The sequence below is a fragment of the Thermoactinomyces sp. CICC 10523 genome, assembly GCF_016055105.1.
Classification (GTDB): Bacteria; Bacillota; Bacilli; order Thermoactinomycetales; family Thermoactinomycetaceae; genus Thermoactinomyces_A; species Thermoactinomyces_A daqus.
Map to the genome: position 1 here is coordinate 44701 of NZ_JAECVX010000014.1, position 20272 is coordinate 64972.

At 45.6% G+C, this 20272-nt stretch carries 17 protein-coding genes and 4 pseudogenes; 15 read left to right on the forward strand and 6 right to left on the reverse strand.

Features of this window, described 5'->3' with window-relative positions; all coding sequences use genetic code 11:
* The first annotated feature begins 5 nt into the window (after nt 1–5).
* Together I8U19_RS14935 and I8U19_RS14940 are read left to right on the forward strand one after the other, a co-directional pair.
* On the forward strand, nt 6–731 hold the full coding sequence (locus I8U19_RS14935; RefSeq protein WP_198056387.1) for a polymer-forming cytoskeletal protein: 726 nt from the start codon (nt 6–8) through the stop codon (nt 729–731).
* Nucleotides 732–843: 112 nt separating this feature from the next.
* Nucleotides 844–1296, forward strand: coding sequence for a gamma-glutamylcyclotransferase family protein (locus tag I8U19_RS14940; RefSeq protein WP_198056388.1), 453 nt, complete (start codon nt 844–846; stop codon nt 1294–1296).
* A gap of 36 nt (nt 1297–1332) precedes the next feature.
* On the opposite strand, the pseudogene I8U19_RS14945 reads toward I8U19_RS14940, so the two are convergent.
* A pseudogene (locus I8U19_RS14945) lies at nt 1333–1797 on the reverse strand (manganese catalase family protein); the annotation flags it as partial.
* A gap of 233 nt (nt 1798–2030) precedes the next feature.
* On the opposite strand from I8U19_RS14945, the pseudogene I8U19_RS14950 reads away from it, so the two are divergent.
* Both I8U19_RS14950 and I8U19_RS14955 read left to right on the forward strand, forming a co-directional pair.
* Nucleotides 2031–3216 (forward strand): annotated as a pseudogene (locus tag I8U19_RS14950) (oxalate decarboxylase family bicupin).
* 431 nt (nt 3217–3647) lie between these two features.
* Nucleotides 3648–4268, forward strand: coding sequence for a histidine phosphatase family protein (locus I8U19_RS14955; RefSeq protein ID WP_033102312.1), 621 nt, complete (start codon nt 3648–3650; stop codon nt 4266–4268).
* 40 nt (nt 4269–4308) lie between these two features.
* Here I8U19_RS14955 and I8U19_RS14960 read toward each other — a convergent pair whose 3' ends face one another.
* Nucleotides 4309–4962 carry an MOSC domain-containing protein gene (locus tag I8U19_RS14960; RefSeq protein WP_198056389.1) on the reverse strand — a complete coding sequence of 218 codons (654 nt, stop codon included), beginning with the start codon at nt 4960–4962 and terminating at the stop codon, nt 4309–4311.
* A gap of 614 nt (nt 4963–5576) precedes the next feature.
* On the opposite strand from I8U19_RS14960, the gene I8U19_RS14965 reads away from it, so the two are divergent.
* The 4 genes from I8U19_RS14965 to I8U19_RS14980 all read left to right on the forward strand — a co-directional run bounded on the left by I8U19_RS14965 (nt 5577) and on the right by I8U19_RS14980 (nt 9779).
* Nucleotides 5577–6731 carry an FAD-dependent oxidoreductase gene (locus I8U19_RS14965; protein WP_198056390.1) on the forward strand — a complete coding sequence of 385 codons (1155 nt, stop codon included), beginning with the start codon at nt 5577–5579 and terminating at the stop codon, nt 6729–6731.
* Between the two features lie 66 nt (nt 6732–6797).
* Nucleotides 6798–7391, forward strand: coding sequence for a gluzincin family metallopeptidase (locus I8U19_RS14970; RefSeq protein WP_198056391.1), 594 nt, complete (start codon nt 6798–6800; stop codon nt 7389–7391).
* 83 nt (nt 7392–7474) lie between these two features.
* Nucleotides 7475–8584: a M3 family metallopeptidase gene (locus I8U19_RS14975; RefSeq protein ID WP_198056392.1), complete on the forward strand. Its 1110-nt coding sequence runs from the start codon at nt 7475–7477 to the stop codon at nt 8582–8584.
* 175 nt (nt 8585–8759) lie between these two features.
* The gene (locus tag I8U19_RS14980) at nt 8760–9779 is read left to right on the forward strand and encodes a glycerophosphodiester phosphodiesterase family protein (RefSeq protein ID WP_198056393.1); all 1020 of its coding nucleotides are present in this window, start codon (nt 8760–8762) and stop codon (nt 9777–9779) included.
* Nucleotides 9780–9831: 52 nt separating this feature from the next.
* Here the strand turns inward: I8U19_RS14980 and I8U19_RS14985 are convergent, their stop codons facing one another.
* Together I8U19_RS14985 and I8U19_RS14990 are read right to left on the reverse strand one after the other, a co-directional pair.
* A complete protein-coding gene (locus I8U19_RS14985) occupies nt 9832–10347 on the reverse strand; it encodes an SgrR family transcriptional regulator (protein WP_033102271.1) in 516 nt (171 codons plus the stop codon).
* 353 nt (nt 10348–10700) lie between these two features.
* Complete coding sequence (locus I8U19_RS14990; protein ID WP_181735456.1) at nt 10701–11273, reverse strand: helix-turn-helix domain-containing protein; 573 nt, start codon at nt 11271–11273, stop codon at nt 10701–10703.
* A gap of 129 nt (nt 11274–11402) precedes the next feature.
* Between I8U19_RS14990 and I8U19_RS14995 the strand changes: the two genes are divergently transcribed.
* From I8U19_RS14995 to I8U19_RS15030, 7 genes are all read left to right on the forward strand, one after another.
* On the forward strand, nt 11403–12089 hold the full coding sequence (locus I8U19_RS14995) for an AzlC family ABC transporter permease (RefSeq protein ID WP_198056394.1): 687 nt from the start codon (nt 11403–11405) through the stop codon (nt 12087–12089).
* Nucleotides 12082–12402 carry an AzlD domain-containing protein gene (locus tag I8U19_RS15000; protein ID WP_198056395.1) on the forward strand — a complete coding sequence of 107 codons (321 nt, stop codon included), beginning with the start codon at nt 12082–12084 and terminating at the stop codon, nt 12400–12402. The genes I8U19_RS14995 and I8U19_RS15000 overlap by 8 nt, the downstream gene beginning before the upstream one ends.
* Nucleotides 12403–13046: 644 nt before the next feature.
* Complete coding sequence (locus I8U19_RS15005) at nt 13047–13862, forward strand: SPL family radical SAM protein (protein WP_033102269.1); 816 nt, start codon at nt 13047–13049, stop codon at nt 13860–13862.
* Nucleotides 13863–14026: 164 nt separating this feature from the next.
* Nucleotides 14027–14701, forward strand: a complete 675-nt coding sequence (locus tag I8U19_RS15010) for a response regulator transcription factor (RefSeq protein WP_033102268.1) — start codon at nt 14027–14029, stop codon at nt 14699–14701.
* Nucleotides 14698–15747, forward strand: a complete 1050-nt coding sequence (locus tag I8U19_RS15015; RefSeq protein WP_081944018.1) for a sensor histidine kinase — start codon at nt 14698–14700, stop codon at nt 15745–15747. The genes I8U19_RS15010 and I8U19_RS15015 overlap by 4 nt, the downstream gene beginning before the upstream one ends.
* Nucleotides 15748–15762: 15 nt before the next feature.
* Entirely contained in the window at nt 15763–17529 is a 1767-nt protein-coding gene (locus I8U19_RS15020) for an ABC transporter ATP-binding protein (RefSeq protein WP_198056396.1), read from the forward strand.
* A 590-nt stretch (nt 17530–18119) separates the two neighbouring features.
* Nucleotides 18120–18557, forward strand: a complete 438-nt coding sequence (locus I8U19_RS15030) for a carboxymuconolactone decarboxylase family protein (protein WP_198056397.1) — start codon at nt 18120–18122, stop codon at nt 18555–18557.
* Between the two features lie 123 nt (nt 18558–18680).
* Here I8U19_RS15030 and I8U19_RS15035 read toward each other — a convergent pair.
* Together I8U19_RS15035 and I8U19_RS15040 are read right to left on the reverse strand one after the other, a co-directional pair.
* Nucleotides 18681–19525 (reverse strand): annotated as a pseudogene (locus I8U19_RS15035) (polysaccharide biosynthesis protein).
* Nucleotides 19526–19547: 22 nt separating this feature from the next.
* Nucleotides 19548–20184 (reverse strand): annotated as a pseudogene (locus I8U19_RS15040) (DUF1796 family putative cysteine peptidase).
* Nucleotides 20185–20272 lie beyond the last annotated feature (88 nt).

Genomic DNA, 20272 nt, shown 5'->3' on the forward strand with positions numbered 1-20272 from the left:
GCAGAGTGGAACGGGATAAGATGAGAGACCTGGTGATCTCCGGGAGCGGGAGTGCTTCCGGAGGAACGTTTGATCACGTGAAAATCAGTGGGACGGGCAAGATTGCAGGAGATTTGGAGTGCAGCCATTTAAAAGTTAACGGTGCACTGAAAGTGGATGGGAATGTAAAGGCAAAGAAAGTAACGATTAATGGAACAGCAGAATTCTCGGGAAGGTTGGACTCTGAGGAAATTCATATCCAGGGTACAACCAGCAGCGATGACCTGAAATGCAAAACCTTGAAAATATCCGGTGCTGCCAAAGTGAACGGTTGCCTGAGTGTGGAGGAATTGAAGCTGAAAGGGTCGATCGATGTGGAGAAAGATTGTGAAGCTGAAGTTTTTGAGGCCTCCGGAATTTTTACGATCGGCAGATTATTAAACGCCGGCACAATTGATGTGAAGCTGTACGGGACCTGCCGTGCGAAGGAGATCGGTGGAGAAAAGATCAGCGTGAGGAAAGGCGGTTCCCGTTTTAACCGCTTGATCAAGTCGCTGTTCCTTTTGGCTGATGACACCCTGAAAGCGGAAGTGATTGAAGGGGATGATCTCGATCTCGAAAATATCAAGGCCGATGTGGTGCGGGGAAATAATGTCATCATTGGGGAAGGATGCGAAATCGGCTTGGTTGAATACAAGCAAAACTATAGCGGAGAAAATGGGGCAAAGGTAACAGAGGCAAAAAAAATATAGGTTCAGTCTCACTTGGTTTGGAATCTTAACCGGCGTCAACCCTCGGATCGGGGAGCCGGTTTTTTCTTTTTTGCCGGTCTGGTAGAGTAATGGTGATGAAGGAGATGATGAGATGAAGAGCAAAGATGAGATGACAAAGATCCCTGTTTTTGTTTACGGAACATTACGTCCCGGCTTGGAAAATTATAAACGGATTCTGCAAAATAAAACGGCAAGCGAAATACCGGCTGCGATGAAAGGAAAGATGTACAGTGTAAATACGGAATTAAGTTATCCGTGCGTGATTGAGGGAGAGGATACGATTCAGGGGGAATTGATGGTGATTAAAGAAGAGTACTATTGGGATGTATTGAAAGATTTGGATTGGCTGGAGGATTATCAGGAGGATGATGAAGAAGGCAGTCTCTATTTACGGCGATTAAGGGAAGTGAATTTGCAAAACGGAGAAAAAGCGATCGCCTGGGTTTATCTTTGGAATCGGGGAGTCTCGGAGGAATTATATGTAAAAAGCGGAGACTGGAAACGATATATTCACCAAATCAAAAGAGATCCCGACAAATCCTGAATTTCGTTTTGATTTTTTATTTTGAAGAATAAAACACCGGCCTTGAGATTCCGCGTTGAGATTGGCCCGGAAATCGGCGAGCAGATTCCCGCTGGCGATGGTGTAGCGGGCATTCCACGGATAACCGACGCTGTCGGTGGGGGAGGCGCCCAAACCGGAGACGATGACATGTTGCGGGTTCATTCCACCCATAGCTGCTTCGATCACCGGATTTTTGGCGGCTTCTTCCTGTTCTTTGACCGGAGCTTTATCCAACAAGCGCGCAATCATCGTGGCGATCATTTCCACATGCGCCAGTTCTTCTGTTCCTGTATCCAAGAGCAGGTCCCGGTATTTCGATTTGGTTTTGCAGCGACAGTTCCATCCCTGAAACAAATATTGCATGGCGACAGTAATCTCACCAAATTGTCCGCCCAGAATTTCCTGCAATTTTTTGGCGTAGACCGGATCGGGACGTTCCGGCTTCGCTTCATACTGTAGTTCCTTAATATGAAAAAATATGGAGATCCTCCTTGCTCCTCATTTTTTGTACCAACATATGTGATGAAAGCCCAAATGGAGCCAGTCTGGGCCCGTATTATTTCCATGCAGCGAAAGTGTTTTGCTAGATTATGATCCCCCCTGAACTTTTTGGCCGAATGCGTATCCAATCAAACCCCTGTTCCACATATTTGCGAATTTACATAATAGATTAATTTATAAGAATTATTAAATAAATAAAGGGGGGAGTTTTCATGGTGAGACGACCTGAGAATTACCCATATATTTATGCTCCACAGCCTATCCGAAAAGATGGCGCCGGTGGGGTTGATTTAGGCCCGCGAGATGTGATGCGCGACCTTGAGAATCCTGACATGCTCGTTCCACCGTCCACGGATGCCGGGACGATCCCTAACTTGAAGTTTTCTTTTTCCGACACCAATATGGTGTTGGATCATGGCGGCTGGTCCCGGCAAATAACAGCCAGAGGGTTGCCGGTCGCAACGACGCTCGCAGGGGTGAACATGTATCTGACGCCGGGCGGGGTACGGGAGTTGCATTGGCATAAACAAGCGGAGTGGGCTTTCGTGCTTTGGGGTCGTGCGCGGATCACTGCGGTTGATCAGAACGGTCGGAATTTCATAGCCGATGTCGGTATGGGTGATTTGTGGTACTTTCCCCCCCGGAATTCCACACTCGATTCAAGGGCTGGAGGAAGGATGCGAGTTTCTGCTCGTCTTTGATGACGGCAACTTCTCAGACCTCGATACGTTCACCATCTCCGATTGGTTTGCGCACACACCGAAGGACGTGCTGGCGGCAAATTTCGGTGTGCCGAAAAGGGCATTTGCCCATATTCCGAAGAAGCAGCGTTACATATTCCAGTCAAAAGTGCCCGGCCCATTGGAAAGGGAGAAGGTATCAAGTCCATATGGGACAGTTCCGATAAGCTTCACACACCGGCTGCTCGCGCAGAAGCCAATCGTAACGCCGGGAGGAACCGTGCGCATAGCTGATTCCACCAACTTCCTCATTTCACTCCGGATCGCGGCTGCTCTGGTGGAAGTCAAGCCGGGAGGAATGCGGGAAATGCATTGGCATCCGAATAACGACGAATGGCAGTATTACATCGCAGGAACAGCACGCATGACGGTATTCGCGGCCAATGGCACGGCCCGCACTTTCGATTACCGGGCTGGTGATGTCGGATACGTACCGTTTGCATTCGGGCACTACATCCAGAACACCGGTGATCAAAGCCTGTGGTTTTTGGAGATGTTCAAAAGTGACCGTTTTGCTGATGTGTCGCTGAACCAGTGGATGGCGCTGACTCCATGGGATCTGGTAGAGGACAACTTGCATGCAGGGCCGGAGTTGATGAACGCGCTGCGGAAGGAGAAGTGGCCGGTTGTCAAATACAAGCACAGATCCAAACGGTAGTGCGTCATATCACGGATTGGAGCAGTATCCCCTAAGCTGCCCGAATACCTCGTGGTGCGATCCATCCCGGAGAAGGAAATGCGATGACTGTCGCAACCTTGGTCGTAAAAAGGGTGACCGGCCAAAAGATTGACGTTTGGCACGGTCACCTTTATAATCATCGGCATCCGGGAGGCTGTTGGATGCCGGGGGCAAGGTAAACAGTGGATATGTTTCCTTTTCGGATTGACCCCCTTTCTGCTTCCGTGTCTTTTGCTGCTAAGCTGGAAGGAGTCGCGTTTATTGAACGTTATGCCTGCGGGATATCGAGAATTTATCGGGGGAAGAGGTTGCTGCAATTTATACTGCCGCGGCGCGAGCCATGTTGCTTCAAATACGTTACTTACCATGCTTTTATCGATCAAAAGGATGTTTCGGTGGGAGGGAACGGATTGACCAGAGTCTATTTGCTGAGGCATGGAGAGACAGAATGGAATCATGACGGTAACCGGTACTGCGGGCGGACGGATCTCAATTTATCCGCGACAGGAAAAAGACAAGCCGAATGGGTGAGTGAGTATTTGCAAGGGGTTCCTTTTACGGCCGCTTATGCCTCCACTTTAAAACGCGCGCGTGCGACTGCCGAAATCATCGCCCGGCACCATGATCTTCCGGTTCGGAGCGATGAGCGAATCGTTGAGGTGGATTTCGGAGAGTGGGAAGGGAAAACGCGGCCGGAGTTTACAAAGACCGACCCTGAATCCTGGGAAATGTGGTGCCTGAACCCGGCAGTATTCAGGGCAGGTCGTACCGGGGAAACAGCCTGTGAGGTATTGGAGCGGGGCAGGTCCTTTTTTGCCGAACTTGCGCAAAAGCATCCGGATGATACAGTTTTGGTGGTTGCTCACAGTTCGTTTAACCGTATTTATCTCGCCGGTATGTTGGGGATGCCGCTGAGCAACTATCGCCGTCTCAGCCAGGATAATACCGGAATGAACATTTTTGAATTATCCCCTGATCACGAACTGATTTTGATTCAGATGAATATAAACCAACATCTGGTTCATGAATAACGGACCGTGAAAAAAGGCCCGTCTCCGGTAAAGGCAGAAGTCACATGCGCGCGGCCAGCTTGGTTAACATGTTCCTCCAACTTTCAGCCAATGCGGGACAAGCAGCCAGCTCCAGGAACGCTTTCTGATCACCTTTCTTATGGTGGAGAAGATCATTGCATTTGGAGACTGTCCATTCGGAGTGGGGGCGATCAAGCAATCTCACTTGTTCCCCGGCTTGAACCTCCCCTTCCTGCAGAACGCGAAAATACCAGCCGGTCCGCCCGGTTGTTTCCATCCGCTTGGTCAGGTCATCGATCCCCCAAAGGCGGGCAGGTTTCCAACATGGAATACGCGGTTGGGAAATCTGCAAGATGGCCTTTCCGATTTGATAGATATCTCCGATGCATACGGTTTCTTCCGTTTGATCAGTGATGACAAAATTTTCGCCAAATGCGCCGTAGGTAAAATCGCTGAGGTTCAATTCCTGCCGCCAAAGGGGATAATGGGAGTCAGCATAACCCAGTACTGCCTTTTCCGGTCCGCCATGATGCTTCAAATCCGCTTGATCATCCCCCTCAAGTTTGGTCTTTCCAAGCCAGACGGCACCTTCTGTTTCTGTTTTGTTAATTGCGCTGTGCCACGGTTTTCCCTCAGGAGGAAAAAGAAAGGTTTTTGTCTTTCCAACCAGAACGGTTTTTAAAGTCGCCGGCATGGGACCGCTCCTTTCTCTATCAGCGTTTATATATTATATTCGATGTCGGGGTGATCCGAATATAAAAACAGGGGTCACCGTACCGAAAAAAGAATCATTCACTTCTCGTTCAGAGAATTATTATGTATAATAAAAATTTTGATTAGTATTATTGTTTGTATTAGTATAAGATATCCTTGAAGGGAGGAATTAGGATGAGAAACCTTTCATGTCCATCTCCACTTTATCTCTCTTAATGCTTGTTATGGTTGGCTGTTCATCGACAGAACCACGAAAAAATCATGGTGATCTTTCGCCGAATGTAAAATGTATGGATGAAAAGGGCATTAAATATGAGAAAAGAGCAGATGGTTTTTATATGAGTGACAATGATTGGGATCACTTTATCAAGTTTTGCAGTTAAAAGATTTGACCTGAAGTTAGGAATGGTATGGGGAAAAATCGTTTCAGCGGAGAATTTATCAGGGGATTTTAAAAAACATTGACCAGAAAGTTTATACCCATCTGTTTATCCAGTATCCTGAATAATAGGAATTTATTCATTGACAAAACAAATTAGGTGCTCTTATTATTTTATAAGGTTAACTAATTTTTTTGGAAAGGAGTTTTGGATCATGACATTGCAAGATAAGTCAATTGCGATCATCGGTGGCGGTCCGGGCGGCTTGATGTTAGCCCTGATTTTACAGCGTAACGGAATAAAAGCGACTATTTATGAACGTGAACCCGATGATAAAAATATGGAGAGAGGTGGATCTTTGGATATTCACGAAGATACTGGGCAGTTAGTTTTAAAAGAAGCAGGTGTATATGAACAATTTCTGAGCAAAGCCCGTTTTGAGGGTGAAGACTTTCGTTTGTTTGATAAAACAGGAAAGATTTATTTGGATGAGGATGCAGATGAAGAATATGGGGCCAGGCCGGAAATAGATCGGGGGGAATTATGTGCATTACTATTAAATGCGTTAGATAAAGAGTGCATTCAATATGGATATAAACTTGATAAATGCATCCCATTGGAAAATGGCAAAACCGAATTGCATTTTGAAAACGGACAGATTGAGATTGCAGATTTGGTGATCGGTGCAGACGGTGCATTTTCCCGGGTGCGGCCAATACTGGCTTCTGAGGATATTTCTTATTCAGGTCTTACGATGTTGGAAATGAATGTGGTAAACGCAGCTGTGAACCATCCTGATTTGGCGTCATTTCATAAACGTGGTACAGTATTTGCTCTTGATGAAGGAAAAGGCATTATTGGTCAGTTAAACGGAAATGGTACGATTAAGGTGTATGTTGGCCTGAAAGTGAATCGGGATTGGTTGGACCGTTGCGGTATTCCTTTTAACAAACCGAAAAAAGCAAAAGAGGCCATTTTGGACTTATTTGGCGACTGGGATGAACAATTGAAAAATTATATTCGTTATGCAGAAGATACAATAATTCCCCGGCGAATTTATATGTTACCAGTCGGATTTAAATGGCAACGCCATCCAAGGATCACGCTGATTGGAGATGCTGCACACTTAATGTCTCCGTTTGCCGGTGAAGGCGTCAATCTGGCGATGTTTGATGCTTATCATTTAGCGTTAGCGATTATGGATAATCAAAACAATGTTTCAAAAGCAATCGAAATATATGAGGAAAAAATGTTTGCTTATTCATCTGAAGCAGCTGCTGAATCAAAAGCAAATTTGGAGTTATGTTTTGGCGATCATGCAGCTGAAAGATTGATGAATGTGATGAATTCATATAAAAATAAGATTTGAAGGGAGGATGTCTGAATATTAAAACAGGTAGCCTTTAAAGTCAGGACTTAAGGAGGGATTTGCATATTGAAACCGATGGCAGACGGACCAACACGCTGGGATCTCCACTCCCTGTATCCTGGAGAAATCGAAGTCACACTTTCCAAAGAATTGAAGGAATTAGAGGTTGCATTGACTTGTTTAAGCGACCGTTTTCAAACATCATCCGCTGATTTTGACTTGATCAATGAAGACCAACTTCTGTTTTTATCTCAATCAGTCAGACAGATTGAAAAAGCAGACTCATTTTATTATTGCCTTTCTGCTGAAACCCCTGGACATCCCATTCTTACCTCATTACAAAGCCGTGTCTCCTCTCTGAAAGTCAGAATACGTACCCTATTGTCTGATTTGGGGCACCGTCTCGCCTCCATGAGCGATGATCAGTTCGAACAACTGATTCATCAACCTGCCATTCGCCCTTTTATTTCAGAAATTTCCGCACTTCGCGAGACAAGAAATTCCCCTTACCGAGTCTTGGAGGATTTTGCAGCGGAGCTTGCCGTGGATGGGTTGAAAGCATGGGAGGATTTGTATATCCAGCTTCGGAACAAACTGGAAGTCACAGTCCATGACGAGGCAAATCAAAAAAAATCGGTGAGGCGAATCGAATTGCCTTAAACGATCCAGATCCATATCAGCGCGAACGACTGTTCAAATCGCTTACGCAAACCTTGGAACGGGATTCCGGGTTATTTGCGTCCGTGTTGAATCATATTGCCGGCTTTCGATTGACACTCTGCGGTTCCGCCAAAAAAGATTTGTTGGAAGAATCATTAAAATCAAATCGCATTGCCCGGTCCACGCTGGATGCAATGTGGAAAGCAATTGATGGATATCTTCCTCAGCTTATTCCATATCTCGGTTTGAAAGCATCCGAATCCGGAGAAAGTCAACTCTCATGGCACCAACTGATGACGCTATCCCCCGACGATCATCAGGAATCCATTCCTTTCCCCAGTGGGGTAGAATGGATCATTCAAGCGTTAAACGATCTGAGTCCGGATATGGGTGACTTTGCCCAATATGCCCTTGCCAACGGGTGGGTGGACGCCGTACCGTTTAAGCACAAGCCCTCAAATGGATTCTGTGCTCCATTTATCAGTGATAAGGAATCCCGTATTTCCCTTCGCTATGACAGTAATATGGAGAGCGTTCGGATTCTGGCTCATGAACTGGGACACGCTTGGCATTATCGTCAACTGGAAGACCGCCTCTCCTTATTCTTGCTGGAAGACCAATTTCCAATGACGATTGCCGAAACCTCTTCCATTTTCTTTGAATTGGCTTTGGTGGATACCGTGATCCGGGAGTCAAAAGATCGAAAAACGAAAAAATCCTTGCTCAATTGGAAAATGCAAAGGAGTATCAATTACCTGATGGCCGTCAGGGGAGCTTATTTGTTTGAAACCCGTTTCTATGAAAAAAGGAAATCTGGGCCCTTGAGTGCCAGTCAAATTGAGGAATTGTCGATGGAAGCTCAGAAGGAAGCTTTTGGAGGCAGTCTCAGTCAATATCAGCCTTTTCAATGGATAAAAGCAATACAGTTTTACAGAACAGATGTACCTTTCTACAACTATCCTTATACTTTTGGTTATTTGTTCAGTGTAGGTCTTCTGGAAACAGCAAAGAAAGAAGGAAAGCAATTTGCCCAAAAGTTTACGTATTTTCTAAAAGAATCAGGAACAAAACCCATAGAAGAATTAGCTGACGATCACTTTCATATAAAGCTTTCCCGGCCGGACTTTTGGCATCAATCCATCAATCGAATTGTTAAAGATATCGAGCAATACACTATTTTATCCAAAAAATAATATTGAGATAAAATGATCCCTTCACGATATAGACCGGCTCCTTAAGCAGGGATGAACATCCTTTTTTAATTTTTGCCAAAACGGGGACAAACACGAAGGAAAAGGAACCTTTTTTAAACGTGATTCCCTGATACAATCGATGTTGAATCGCTCTTATCGGATAGTGGAGGGGAATATGAGAGGATCTAACAGGTTAGGGAAATTTGCTAAAAAAGTGCTGAAACGAAAAAGTTTTTGGATCTGCTTCGCGATTCTCATTTTCATTTATGTTAACAACAGCTCGCTGTTTGCAAAAGCGCCCGCCGGGCAGCCGCATCTTCTTGCGCACCGGGGGTTGGCCCAAACTTTTAACATGACCGGACTGACAAATGACACTTGTACCGCACAGCGCATTTACCCGCCGGAACATCCCTATCTGGAAAACACGATAGCTTCGATGCGGGCCGCTTTTAACAAGGGAGCCGATATGGTTGAATTTGACGTGCAACCGACGAAGGATGGTCAGTTTGCCATCTTTCACGACTGGACCCTTGACTGTCGCACCAACGGAACCGGGGTGACCCGCGACCATACGATGAAAGAGTTGAAGTCCCTGGATATCGGATACGGCTACACGGCTGACGGTGGCAAAACCTACCCATTCCGGGGCAAAGGCGTTGGTCTTATGCCATCGCTCGAGGAAGTGTTGGAGGCATTTCCGAACCGGATGTTTTTGATCGATGTGAAAAGCAATGACCCGACAGAGGGGATTCAGCTGGCCGACCACCTGGCCAAACTGCCGGTTGAAAGACGTGAGCAGTTGGCGGTATATGGTGGTGACGAACCGATCGCAGCGCTCAAGAAAAAGCTGCCCGATATGCGGGTTATGTCCAAGGCGACGGAAAAGGGATGCCTTTTGCGCTATTTGGCGATCGGCTGGACAGGGGTGGTACCGGAAGCGTGCGAAAAGACGGAATTGCATATCCCGGAGAAGTTTGCCCCGTTGTTGTGGGGATGGCCCACCCGTTTTCTCGACCGGATGGATCAGGCCGGAACCCGGGTGATCCTTGTCGCGGGGAGCGGAGATTTCTCCCGAGGATTTGATACGGCAGGGGATTTAAAGCGAATCCCGCCGGACTATAATGGATGGATTTGGACTAATCGCATCGACCGGATCGCTCCTCTTATTAAAGGAAAAGAAGACGTGGCAAAATAACCAGATCCCCTCCTGTACGGTTCATCCCGGAAGGAGGGGATCTGTTATGAAGCTATTTCAATTTCATTTTCTGCGATTTTCCCTTATGTGAATGTTCACGATCGATCAGCAGCCATCTGCCGGTTGTGGTGGCAATCATGGTCGGGGTGAATGATTGAGACGGATTTTTTTTCAGTTGGTTTAATTCATTGACCTGAATATGAGGAAAACTTAACTCCTTCAACAACAACCGATAACATTGCTCGCGGGCTTCGCGGGGAACCCCTTCGCTTTTGATCCAGCGGATCGCCTCTTTGAATTTTCCCTGTCCAACCAAACATTGAACATAGAAAGGCAAAATATCGTTTAAGGATCGCCTGAATTGCAGTTTGGACCGATTTCCCCGTCCTCCGCCCGGTTTCCAATAGATGAGTCCTTCATTCTCCATGCTTTTTAACAATCGCTTTGCATTGCGCGGGGTGCAATAAAGCAAATCTGCCAATTCGCTGATGCTCATATAGAACGATTGATATTCTTTAATATCTTTGAGTTGTAGACGTAATTCCAAAAAGTATTCGATTGTTTTCACATGAATCACCTACAAAATCATTATAGCGAATTTTATACGAGCAAAGATAGAAAAGAAGCAAAATGAGTAAGTATGAGAAATACATCCTTTCGCAAGGAGGGGGAGATGGATCACAATGTCATAGGTGATTATTCAAGAGAAGGAAATTGATTTTTTATACAAATTGGTTTGTTATACAAACCAACTACGTATACGCAAAACAATGCATAAACCGTTCCTGTTGATGAGCAAAAAGGAAGGGAGATGATGGTTTCCCTCTGTCCGCCAAGAAATAGACGAGGGAAAAACCGTTTCAGATCTCCTGAATGAAGGGATGGAGGCTGTTGGCAAAGAGCGAAAGCCTCTTCGTTCCTCTAGGGATGAGTATAGGAAATGACAAAGTGAAGGATCGTCAACGCAGAGGATGGATTGATATATTTATGGGGACGATCTCCTTTAAAACGAATGGAATCGTACTCATCCAAGCAGTAAGTTTCCCGGTCCACTTCGACCGTTAACCGGCCGGACATAACGGTTACAAATTCCATCACCCCTGGCCGGTGCGCTTCCGACAGATATTCCCCTCCCGGCTGCAAGTAACCCCGATAAAGTTCAAACGAGCCATAAGAAGAAAACAATGGTTCAGCGACAAACACCTCGTTTGAGCTGCTCAGCTTCAGTCCGTCCTTTTTGCGGGCGATGGAGACATCCGCTTCAATCGACAACAGCGCGGTAATCGGGATATTCAGGCCGTTTGCGATTTTCCAGATGACGGACAGGGTAGGGTTCCCTTCGCCGCGTTCGATTTTGATCAATGTTAATTTGCTGACATTGATTTGCTTGGCCAAAGCTTCCAGGCTGATCCCCCTGTTGATTCGTAATTGCCGCAGATTTGCGCCGATGCGCTTTCCCACGGATCCTTCTTCCCACGGACTTTCGATGTCCATTTTTTCCTCCTTTGATTAAAAAACAAGGTATTTTATCCTTTTATATATTATAATAAACTATAAGTTAATTATAATATACTTTTGGTTTTTCGTTTACATCCTTAAAAAAGAGAAAGGGATGTGTGCAAAGTGGATGAAAAAAAGAGCGTAAGATCCGGTTTGATTGAAGCTTTGCCATTAGCAATCGCCATTGCCGCCTACGGTTTATCTTATGGTGTACTCGCTTCACAAGCCAAATTCGGTTTGGCGGAGACCGTGGGAATGTCCCTGCTGGTTTTTTCCGGGTCTGTCCAAATGGTTACCGTGGCAATGTTGGCGGCGGATGCAAATCTGACCAATATTCTTTTTACCACCGTTTTGTTAAATCTGCGCAATTTGCTCTATGGTGCCGCCTTGGCCCAGGGAATTGCGCCTGCCGGGAAGTGGAGATGGTTATTATCATTTGGAGTTACAGATGAACCGTTTGTTTTAGGGAGCGCCAGGTTTAAAAGATACGGACCTGACCCGTTGTATTATGCGATTGTGACAGGCACTTTGTATTTGGCTTGGATCATTTCTTCGCTCAGCGGGGCTTTGATCGGAAACCGGATGGATCCGCAGCAATGGGGATTGGACCTGGCATTTCCGGTCACCTTTATGGCTCTTCTCATCCCCGGTCTCAAGGAAAATCCGGTCATTGCAACGGCACTCTCCGCGGCTGTCATTGCCGTTGTGCTTGAATATTTTTTTCCCGGTAACAATTTTACACTCATCCTGACGGGCGTTTTATCACCGCTTATCGGTCTTTATGTGAAGAGGAGGTTCCGGCATGATTAGAAACTGGCTTTTAATCGGTTTGCTGGCGGCTTCCACTTATCTTTCGCGCATCATCGGGCTCGAATTGATGGCCGGGCGAAAGATGAGTCCTGCTTTGCGTTCATATTTTCATTATGTTCCTGTCGGAATTATTTCGGCCCTGATCATCAAACAAATCTTCGTGCCGACGGATGGGCGGATCGTCATTTCTCTTCCGGTTCTGGTCGCCTGTTTTATTACTTTCGTGGCAATGAAGATATTTAAAATGTTTCTTCCTTCTGTTGTGGTCGGAGTAATCGCCGGATTATTCATCCGTTATCTTTTAAATGCCTGACATGGAGTATTTTTAATTTGGATGAGGAATGGACTGTTCAACAGCCCGACCGTGAGAATTGCCCCGATTCCGTCAAAGCTCTTATTGGTTGAAGCGGACAGGGGAATGCTCTGTAGCGGTGGTTCCTTTCAGATGCTTTTTCGCTACATTGAGGCTTTTGGATAACAATACCGCCTGCTCGGGCGGTTTTTTTATTGGATCGTGATATTTGTTTTCGATTGAGCGCAATGTTCTCCAGTTCAGATCATTTGGTTTGCTTTAAGAGTGTATTTTCTGATTTCGAAGACGGCGGATGAATTTTCCCTTCTGTCCTGTGCAGCACCTTACATAAAATAAGTTCCGATAATCTTACATTATCGGAACTTATTCTTGAAGGTGATAAATCAGGCTGTCTACATACCAAAAAAAGGAATCATGCTTTTTGTGAATGAGGAATTGGCCCGAAGCGCAATGGGGAGTGAAGTCCGAAAGGGCGAAGAATAAGGTCGCATCGAAGCTGTCCTGATATAGCTTCAGAAGTAAAGATCGGACCCTTTCGGCCGTGATCCGGGTTATACTGTGTAGAGGTGATCATCAATCCGCGGGAACGCATGAGTGTGAGTGTATACAAATAAACGCTGTTTCCGTTATATGGAGGATTCGGTATGAAGAGTGATTTTTTTTACAAATACCCAAAAAGGCTTTTGAATAAAGGAACAGGGTTTCTTTCGGATTATAGTTATTCTCTCAATCCGTATACTGGTTGTGCATTTGGCTGTTCCTACTGTTATGTGCGTCAAATGCCTGTTTCGTTGTTCCGTAAAGAGGAATGGGGAAGCTGGGTGGACATCAAGAAAAATGCTGCAGACTTACTGCACAAAGAGCTTAAGAGGGCCAAGAAACAAGGAAAAGTGACCATTTTTATGTCATCCAGCACAGACCCTTATCAGCCGATCGAGTACAAGGAGAGAGTAACGAGATCCTTGTTGGAAGTAATGGTGGAAAATAAACCGGATTTTTTGTTTGTGCAGACCAGGAGCCCTTTGGTACGCAGAGATATTGATTTATTTCTTCTTTTAAAAGACAGAGTCCGAATCAGCATGACCATTGAAACAGACAGGGAAGATATGCGTAAACATTTTACGCCCGATGCCCCGCCGATCAGCGCCAGGTTAAAGACGCTGCGTCTTTTATCCGATGCAGGCGTACCGACCCAGGCGACAATTGCTCCGGTGTTGCCCAGCAGCGAGGAGTTTCCGGAAAAGTTGCGATTGGTCGATCGTGTCTGTGTGGATGATTATTTCATGGGAGACGGCAGCGGAGGGAAGCGAACCGGGAAATTGGGGATTTTTTCAGTGTACAAAGAATTGGGTTTGGAAGAATGGTATGATCCTTCAGCATATCGCATCGTATATGACAGGCTGAAAAAAGTATTCTCAAACGACCAAATCTATTTGAGCAAGCAAGGGTTCTCGCCTTGATTAAGTCAATTTGCCAAACATGAAAATAACCGCAAATTTGTTTGCTTCACAAATCGAATCAAAGCAATATCAGAAAACTTCTCCTCAAGTCCATTCATATTGAGTTCATAAACTTGATATATCCTCTTAGTGTCCAGCAAAACCAAGAAGGTGATGGATTAAGGATGATCAAAATTTTAATCGTGGATGATGATCCTCACATTCGGGAACTGATTAAACTTTTTTTAAGTAATGAGGGTTTTTCCCTTTATGAAGCAGCGGACGGGTGCGAAGCGCTCAAACTGCTGGAATCCGTAAAAGTAGACTTGGTGATTCTGGATGTCATGATGCCAAACATGGATGGATGGGAATTGTGCAGGGAACTGAGAGAGCATTATGATATTCCTTTGCTGATGCTTACCGCCAAAGGGGAAACATCGCAAAAGGTAAAAGGGTTTGAGTTGGGAACGGATGATTACCTGGTAAAGCCGTTTGAACCGCTTGAATTGGTGGTAAGAGTAAAGGCGCTCCTCAGACGGTATCAAATTAATATCTCACAAACCGTCCAGGTTGGGAAAATGCTTCTTAATCGCAAAACTTATGAAGTGGTTATGGATGGCCGCAGTATGGTTCTTCCCTTGAAAGAATTCGAACTCCTTTTTAAGCTGGCCAGTTATCCGGGAAAAACGTTTTCCAGAGATCAGCTGATCGAAGAAATCTGGGGATACGATTTCATGGGCGATGAGCGAACCGTTGATGTTCATATCAAGCGGCTGCGGGAACGGTTTCCCGAAGAAGAATCTTTGTTCAGAATCCGGACGGTTCGGGGATTGGGCTATCGGTTGGAGGATGATTCATGAGCAGGTGGCGAATCGTCTCTAATATCGCGAAAGTATGGATGCTGATCCTCTTATGTTCATCCGTCGCTTATGCAATCACTTTCGGTCTCTTTGGTTTTATCCCGCAGCCCGGTGACTTCATCCGATACATTCTGAGTGAAACGCTTGCCTTTTTGATTTTCGGATTGACCGTATTTTTGATTGGCAGGACTAAAAATTCGAAGCGATCTGACGTATTAAACACGATGACCGACGCTTTGCGGCAGATCGCCAAAGGCAACTTCCGAGTCAAACTGAATGCACAAAAACTGACGGAACAAAATCATCCGTTTGGGAAGATCTTTGACAGCATTAACCATATGGCAGAGGAACTCAACCGGATGGAACAGATGAGGCAAGAGTTCATTTCCAATGTCTCGCACGAAATTCAATCCCCGCTCACTTCAATCCGCGGCTTTGCCAATGCCCTGCAAAACGATCAGCTCAGTCCGGAAGCACGCTGGCGTTATCTCAAAATTATTGAAAAGGAAAGCACCCGGTTATCCAAATTAAGCGAGAACTTGCTCAAACTGACCTCGCTGGAGTCAGCAAATCATCCGTTTGATCCCAAACCATATCGTTTGGACAAGCAACTGAGGCAGGTCATTCTCTCATTGGAACCGCAATGGGAAGAAAAGTCAATGGAGATGGATATATCCCTTGATGAGCTCCGCATCGTGGCGGATGAAGATTTGATGAATCAACTGTGGGTGAATCTGATCAGCAACAGTATTAAATTCACTCCGGAAGGTGGTTGTATCAAGATTCAATTGCGGCAAAAAGGAAAATTTGCCGAGGTGATCCTCGCTGACACGGGAATCGGCATTGCCGAGGAAGACCAGGCGCATATATTTGATCGGTTTTATAAAGCTGACAAATCCCGGAATCGTTCCGTCGGGGGCAGCGGTCTCGGTCTGGCCATTGTGAAAAAAATCATCGATATGCACGGCGGAAAAATCGAGGTCGAGAGCAGACTCGGTGAGGGAACAAAAATGATCGTCACGATTCCTTGCGGTTATGAAATCTAGTTTGGAGGTTTATGGATGGAACAAACAAGACCCGCTGTGAAAGTAACATTAAAGCAGTTTATCGATTTGGTCGATCTACGCGCATTACCCAAATTTTTAGTCGTTCTTATCTTGGGATTGAGTCTGGTTTCAACCATTGCCAGCCTGGTCGTGCCATGGTTCACCAAAAATATCATTGATGTGATGACAGTCAAATCATTGGATCTGAAAACGATCCTGCTTCTGCTCGGATCTTTTATCATTCAGGCGGCTTCAGCCGGTTTTTCCACCTATTTTCTGGCTTTCCTCGGGGAAAAAGTGGTCGCCAATCTGCGTAAACGCCTGTGGAATAAAACTTTGGTACTTCCTGTTTCCTATTTTGATCATCATCAGTCCGGGGAAACAGTGAGCCGCATCAATAACGACACAGCCGTGATCAAAAATTTAATCAGTGTGGAGTTGGTTTCGATTTTTACCGGAGTCATCTCTCTGATCGGCTCATTAGTGGTTTTGCTCTATCTGGATTGGTCAATGACGCTGGTCATGCTTACTTCTGTCCCGATCATTTTTTTCATTATGCGGCCGATCGGGAGGAAAATGTATTCGATTTCCAAGAGTTTGCAAGGGGAGATGGCCAGTTTCACCAGCCTGCTCACACAGGTTGTTTCGGAAATTCGCCTGGTTAAAGCGTATGTGGCTGAGCAGGTGGAAAAGAAAAACGGAGAACAAAAAATTGATCATCTGTTTCAAGTCAGCCTGAAAGAGGCAAAATGGACGGCGGTCCTGCAGCCGATGATGTCCTTTGTGATGATGTTCATGCTCGTCGTGATCATCGGTTATGGGGGATATCGCGTTGCATCTGGTGCTTTGAGTGCGGGAGACCTGGTCGCCTTTATTCTGTATTTGTTCCAAATCATCATGCCGCTCACCATGATGACCCGCTTTGTTACCAGTGTGCAAAAAGCGATGGGGGCCACCGAACGGTTGATGCAAATTTTGGATCATGAGCAGGAAGAAGTGAACTCCGGGAACAAAAAGATTGATCTGTCCCAGCCGATCCATTTTGATCAGGTCAAATTTGCTTATCCAGACCATGAAACGTTTATTCACGGTGTGAGTTTTACCATTCATCCCGGCAAGATCACGGCGATTGTCGGTCCGAGCGGAAGTGGGAAAACAACGCTCTTTGCGCTGTTGGAGCGGTTCTATCAGCCGACAGAAGGAGCAATCCGCCTCGGCGATACGCCGCTTTCCGAATTCGGGCTCCGGCAATGGCGCAGTGAGATCAGTTATGTATCCCAGGAAAGTCCGCTTTTGGCAGGAACGATACGGGAAAATATCTGTTATGGGATGGATCGCGAAGTTTCGGATGAAGAGCTGGAAAGAGCGGCCGAACTTGCTTATGCGGATGAGTTCATCAGGCAGTTGCCCAACGGGTTTGATACAGAAGTAGGCGAACGGGGGATCATGTTATCCGGAGGGCAGCGACAGCGGATTGCCATTGCCCGGGCGATTCTGCATGATCCCAAAATCCTGATGCTGGACGAAGCGACATCGGCTTTGGATTCCACTTCGGAGAAAGTGGTTCAGGAAGCACTGCAAAATCTGATGAAGGGGCGGACCACGCTCGTCATCGCGCACCGTTTATCCACTGTGGTTGATGCTGACCAGATTTTGGTTCTGGAAAAAGGAAGGGTGACAGGGATGGGCAACCACGAACAGCTGCTCAGAGATCATCCGCTTTACCGAAAGCTGGTGGAACAACAGTTTAAGTGGGAATTGCAAAACGGGAGGGCCAGTTAGGTTTTATTGCAAATTAATGTTGTTTGTCATGGCATGAAAGGATATATTATAGATAGATGTTATCTATAATAGCAACTGGAGTTGTCCCGAGATGCATTGCAGTGTTGGGGTAGAATATGCCTTGCATGGTTTGGTTCGTCTTGTGAATCCACCAGTGAACCAACCGGTCGGGATCAAGGGATCAAGGAATCAGCCAAATATCAAGGTGTATCTGAATCCTATTGATCCAAAATCTTCACGAAGCTGGCCAAAGAGGAGATCATCCGTTCCATCCCGGGAGCAAAAGGCGGTTTTGAGCTGGCAAAAGTGCGAAATCCATCTCTTTTTGGGATGTCGTTGTTGCAATCGAAGGATCAAAACCCATTTTCCAGTGCAGAAATATCACCAGCGAGTGTATTTTGTGTCGGGAAAATGGGATTCCTTCCTGCTTGAATTCAGCCCCCTGCCGGATCAATTTGGTCATGTTGGAAGCGGAGATCCCGAAAGAAGTAAGAAGAAAACGATGGAGTGGTTCAAATCGGCCAGTAACATGTCATTTTTTTCAATATAATTATAGATAATATCTATCCCCGATATCCTTTGAAAGGAGAATGACCATGCGAATAAAGGCCCAGGAGGTAAGTCCTGAAGCTTACACTGCCATGTATGGACTGGAGAAATTCGTCAAGCAAAGTGGATTGGACCCCAAACTTTACGAACTAATCAAAATCCGTGCCTCGCAAATCAATGGCTGCGCTTTCTGTTTGAATATGCACACGCAAGACGCTCGAAAAATGGGAGAATCTGAACAAAGGATTTATATGTTGAATGCCTGGCGTGAATCCCCCTGTTATACAGAAAAAGAACGCGCAGCCTTGGCCCTGACCGAGGCAGTTACTCTGATCTCTGAACAAGGGGTTCCGGATGATCTATATCAAGAAGTACGAAAATATTTTGATGAAAAAGAATTTGTCGCTCTGATCATGGCCATCAACACGATTAATGCCTGGAACAGACTGGGGATATCGACCGGTTTAACACCTCAATAACCACCCCGAGACGGATGAAAAACGGTTTTTCCCCTTTGTAACATGCTTTTTTGACCAAATTAAAAAAGCTGCTCGGATTTAAATGACCGGGCAGCCACAAGTGTTTTCGTCCATTCACCTTCTTCACTTGAGAAATCCGCTCTCTACCAGCATTTGCTTAATTTCTTCTTTGGTCATCAAAAAATCGGTAGAACTGAAATTTTCCATCTTTGCCAGAACTTCATGGAGCTTTTCTCCTGCTCTGGCGCCGATTTCAACAATCCGGACATTCTTTTTTCCGGATGCTTCGATCAAGACTTCGGCCAAGTCGAGAATCCTGCATGCGGGTGAGTTCATAATAAAAATCTCTCCCCCTCTTCCGTCGATGGCTGCTTTGAGCAGGGGTATCTTTTGGAGGCAAAAAGAATCGGGTCATTCTTTTATCAGTAATTTTAATCTTTAAATAACTGAAGGACACTCCCGTTGGTTCCCAGGATATTGCCACTTCTTACATTGATGGATTTGGTTTGCGAACAAATTTTATTGGCGTAAACGGTCAGTTTTTCCGCGATGGCCTTCGTCATCCCGTAAAAGTTGACCGGATTTGCAGCTTTGTCGGTCGAAATATTGATTACCTTTTTCACTTTGTTTATGATCGCTGCCTCAATCACGTTTTGAGTACCGATGACATTGGTTTTCAGGGCCTCGAGCGGTTGCTCTTCACAAACGGGGACATGCTTCAGTGCTGCCAGATGAAATACATAATCGACCCCTTTGCAGGATTTGATCAATGCTTCCCGATCCCGGATGTCGCCGATGCAAAAGCTGAGTCGGGGATCTTCCATCATTCTTTTCATTTGTACATGGCTCGTTTCATTTCTGGAAAAAACGATGATTTTCTTGGCCTTCAGTTCCAACAGTTTGCGTACCAGTTCAGTTCCGCATGAACCGGTCCCGCCTGTCACTAAAATAACTGCATCCTGAAACATTGGTTTCCCCCCCCTTTCCTTTTCAGACAAGTTGAATTCCGGATAAAATCGTTCGCCAGTGATGGTCATTTCCTTCCCATATCTCCTTATTGGGTAATTCCAATGCACAAACTTTTTCCAGTGACCAGTTTTTCTCGACAATGCCGTTTACATCAGTATGATTGATCAGGAGAATGCGAAAATCATGGGTGACCATTCCCGACAAAACAGTTTGAAGTTCTTGAGCTTGTTGCAATGTACCTTCAGTCCTTACAAAGAGAATTCGCTTACAGGTAGCGGTCTTCTCCAAAAATCGTTGAATCCGCCGGTTCAATTTCTCTTTCACTTCGGGATAGGTGTTTAATTGGGTGAGCGTATTTCTGTCTGCTTTAAAATCATGAGAAGAAACGATGTTATAGGCATCATCTGATATGCAGATATGCGGTTCTTTCGAATCCACTCCCGTGGAATACCCGATAATTCTCAAATTGGGCAACTCCATAAAACCGATAAAGCGATTCCGCAAAAGGCGGTTGATCAGATAAAGAAGGGGAAGCCATCCAATCCAACACGCCCGAATACGGCCGTAAATTGTTTTTTCTGAGCTGCAGGGCCGCCAGGCAAAGATCGCCCAAACTAAAAATTGCGTCATACTTCCCATATAAATCTTTCAATTTCATTCTCCCAACCCCTTAAGCCAAAATCTAATTTTCCTGAAATTCAGGAATCACCATCGTTTACGCTTATTGGAAATGGCGCTGTTGTAAA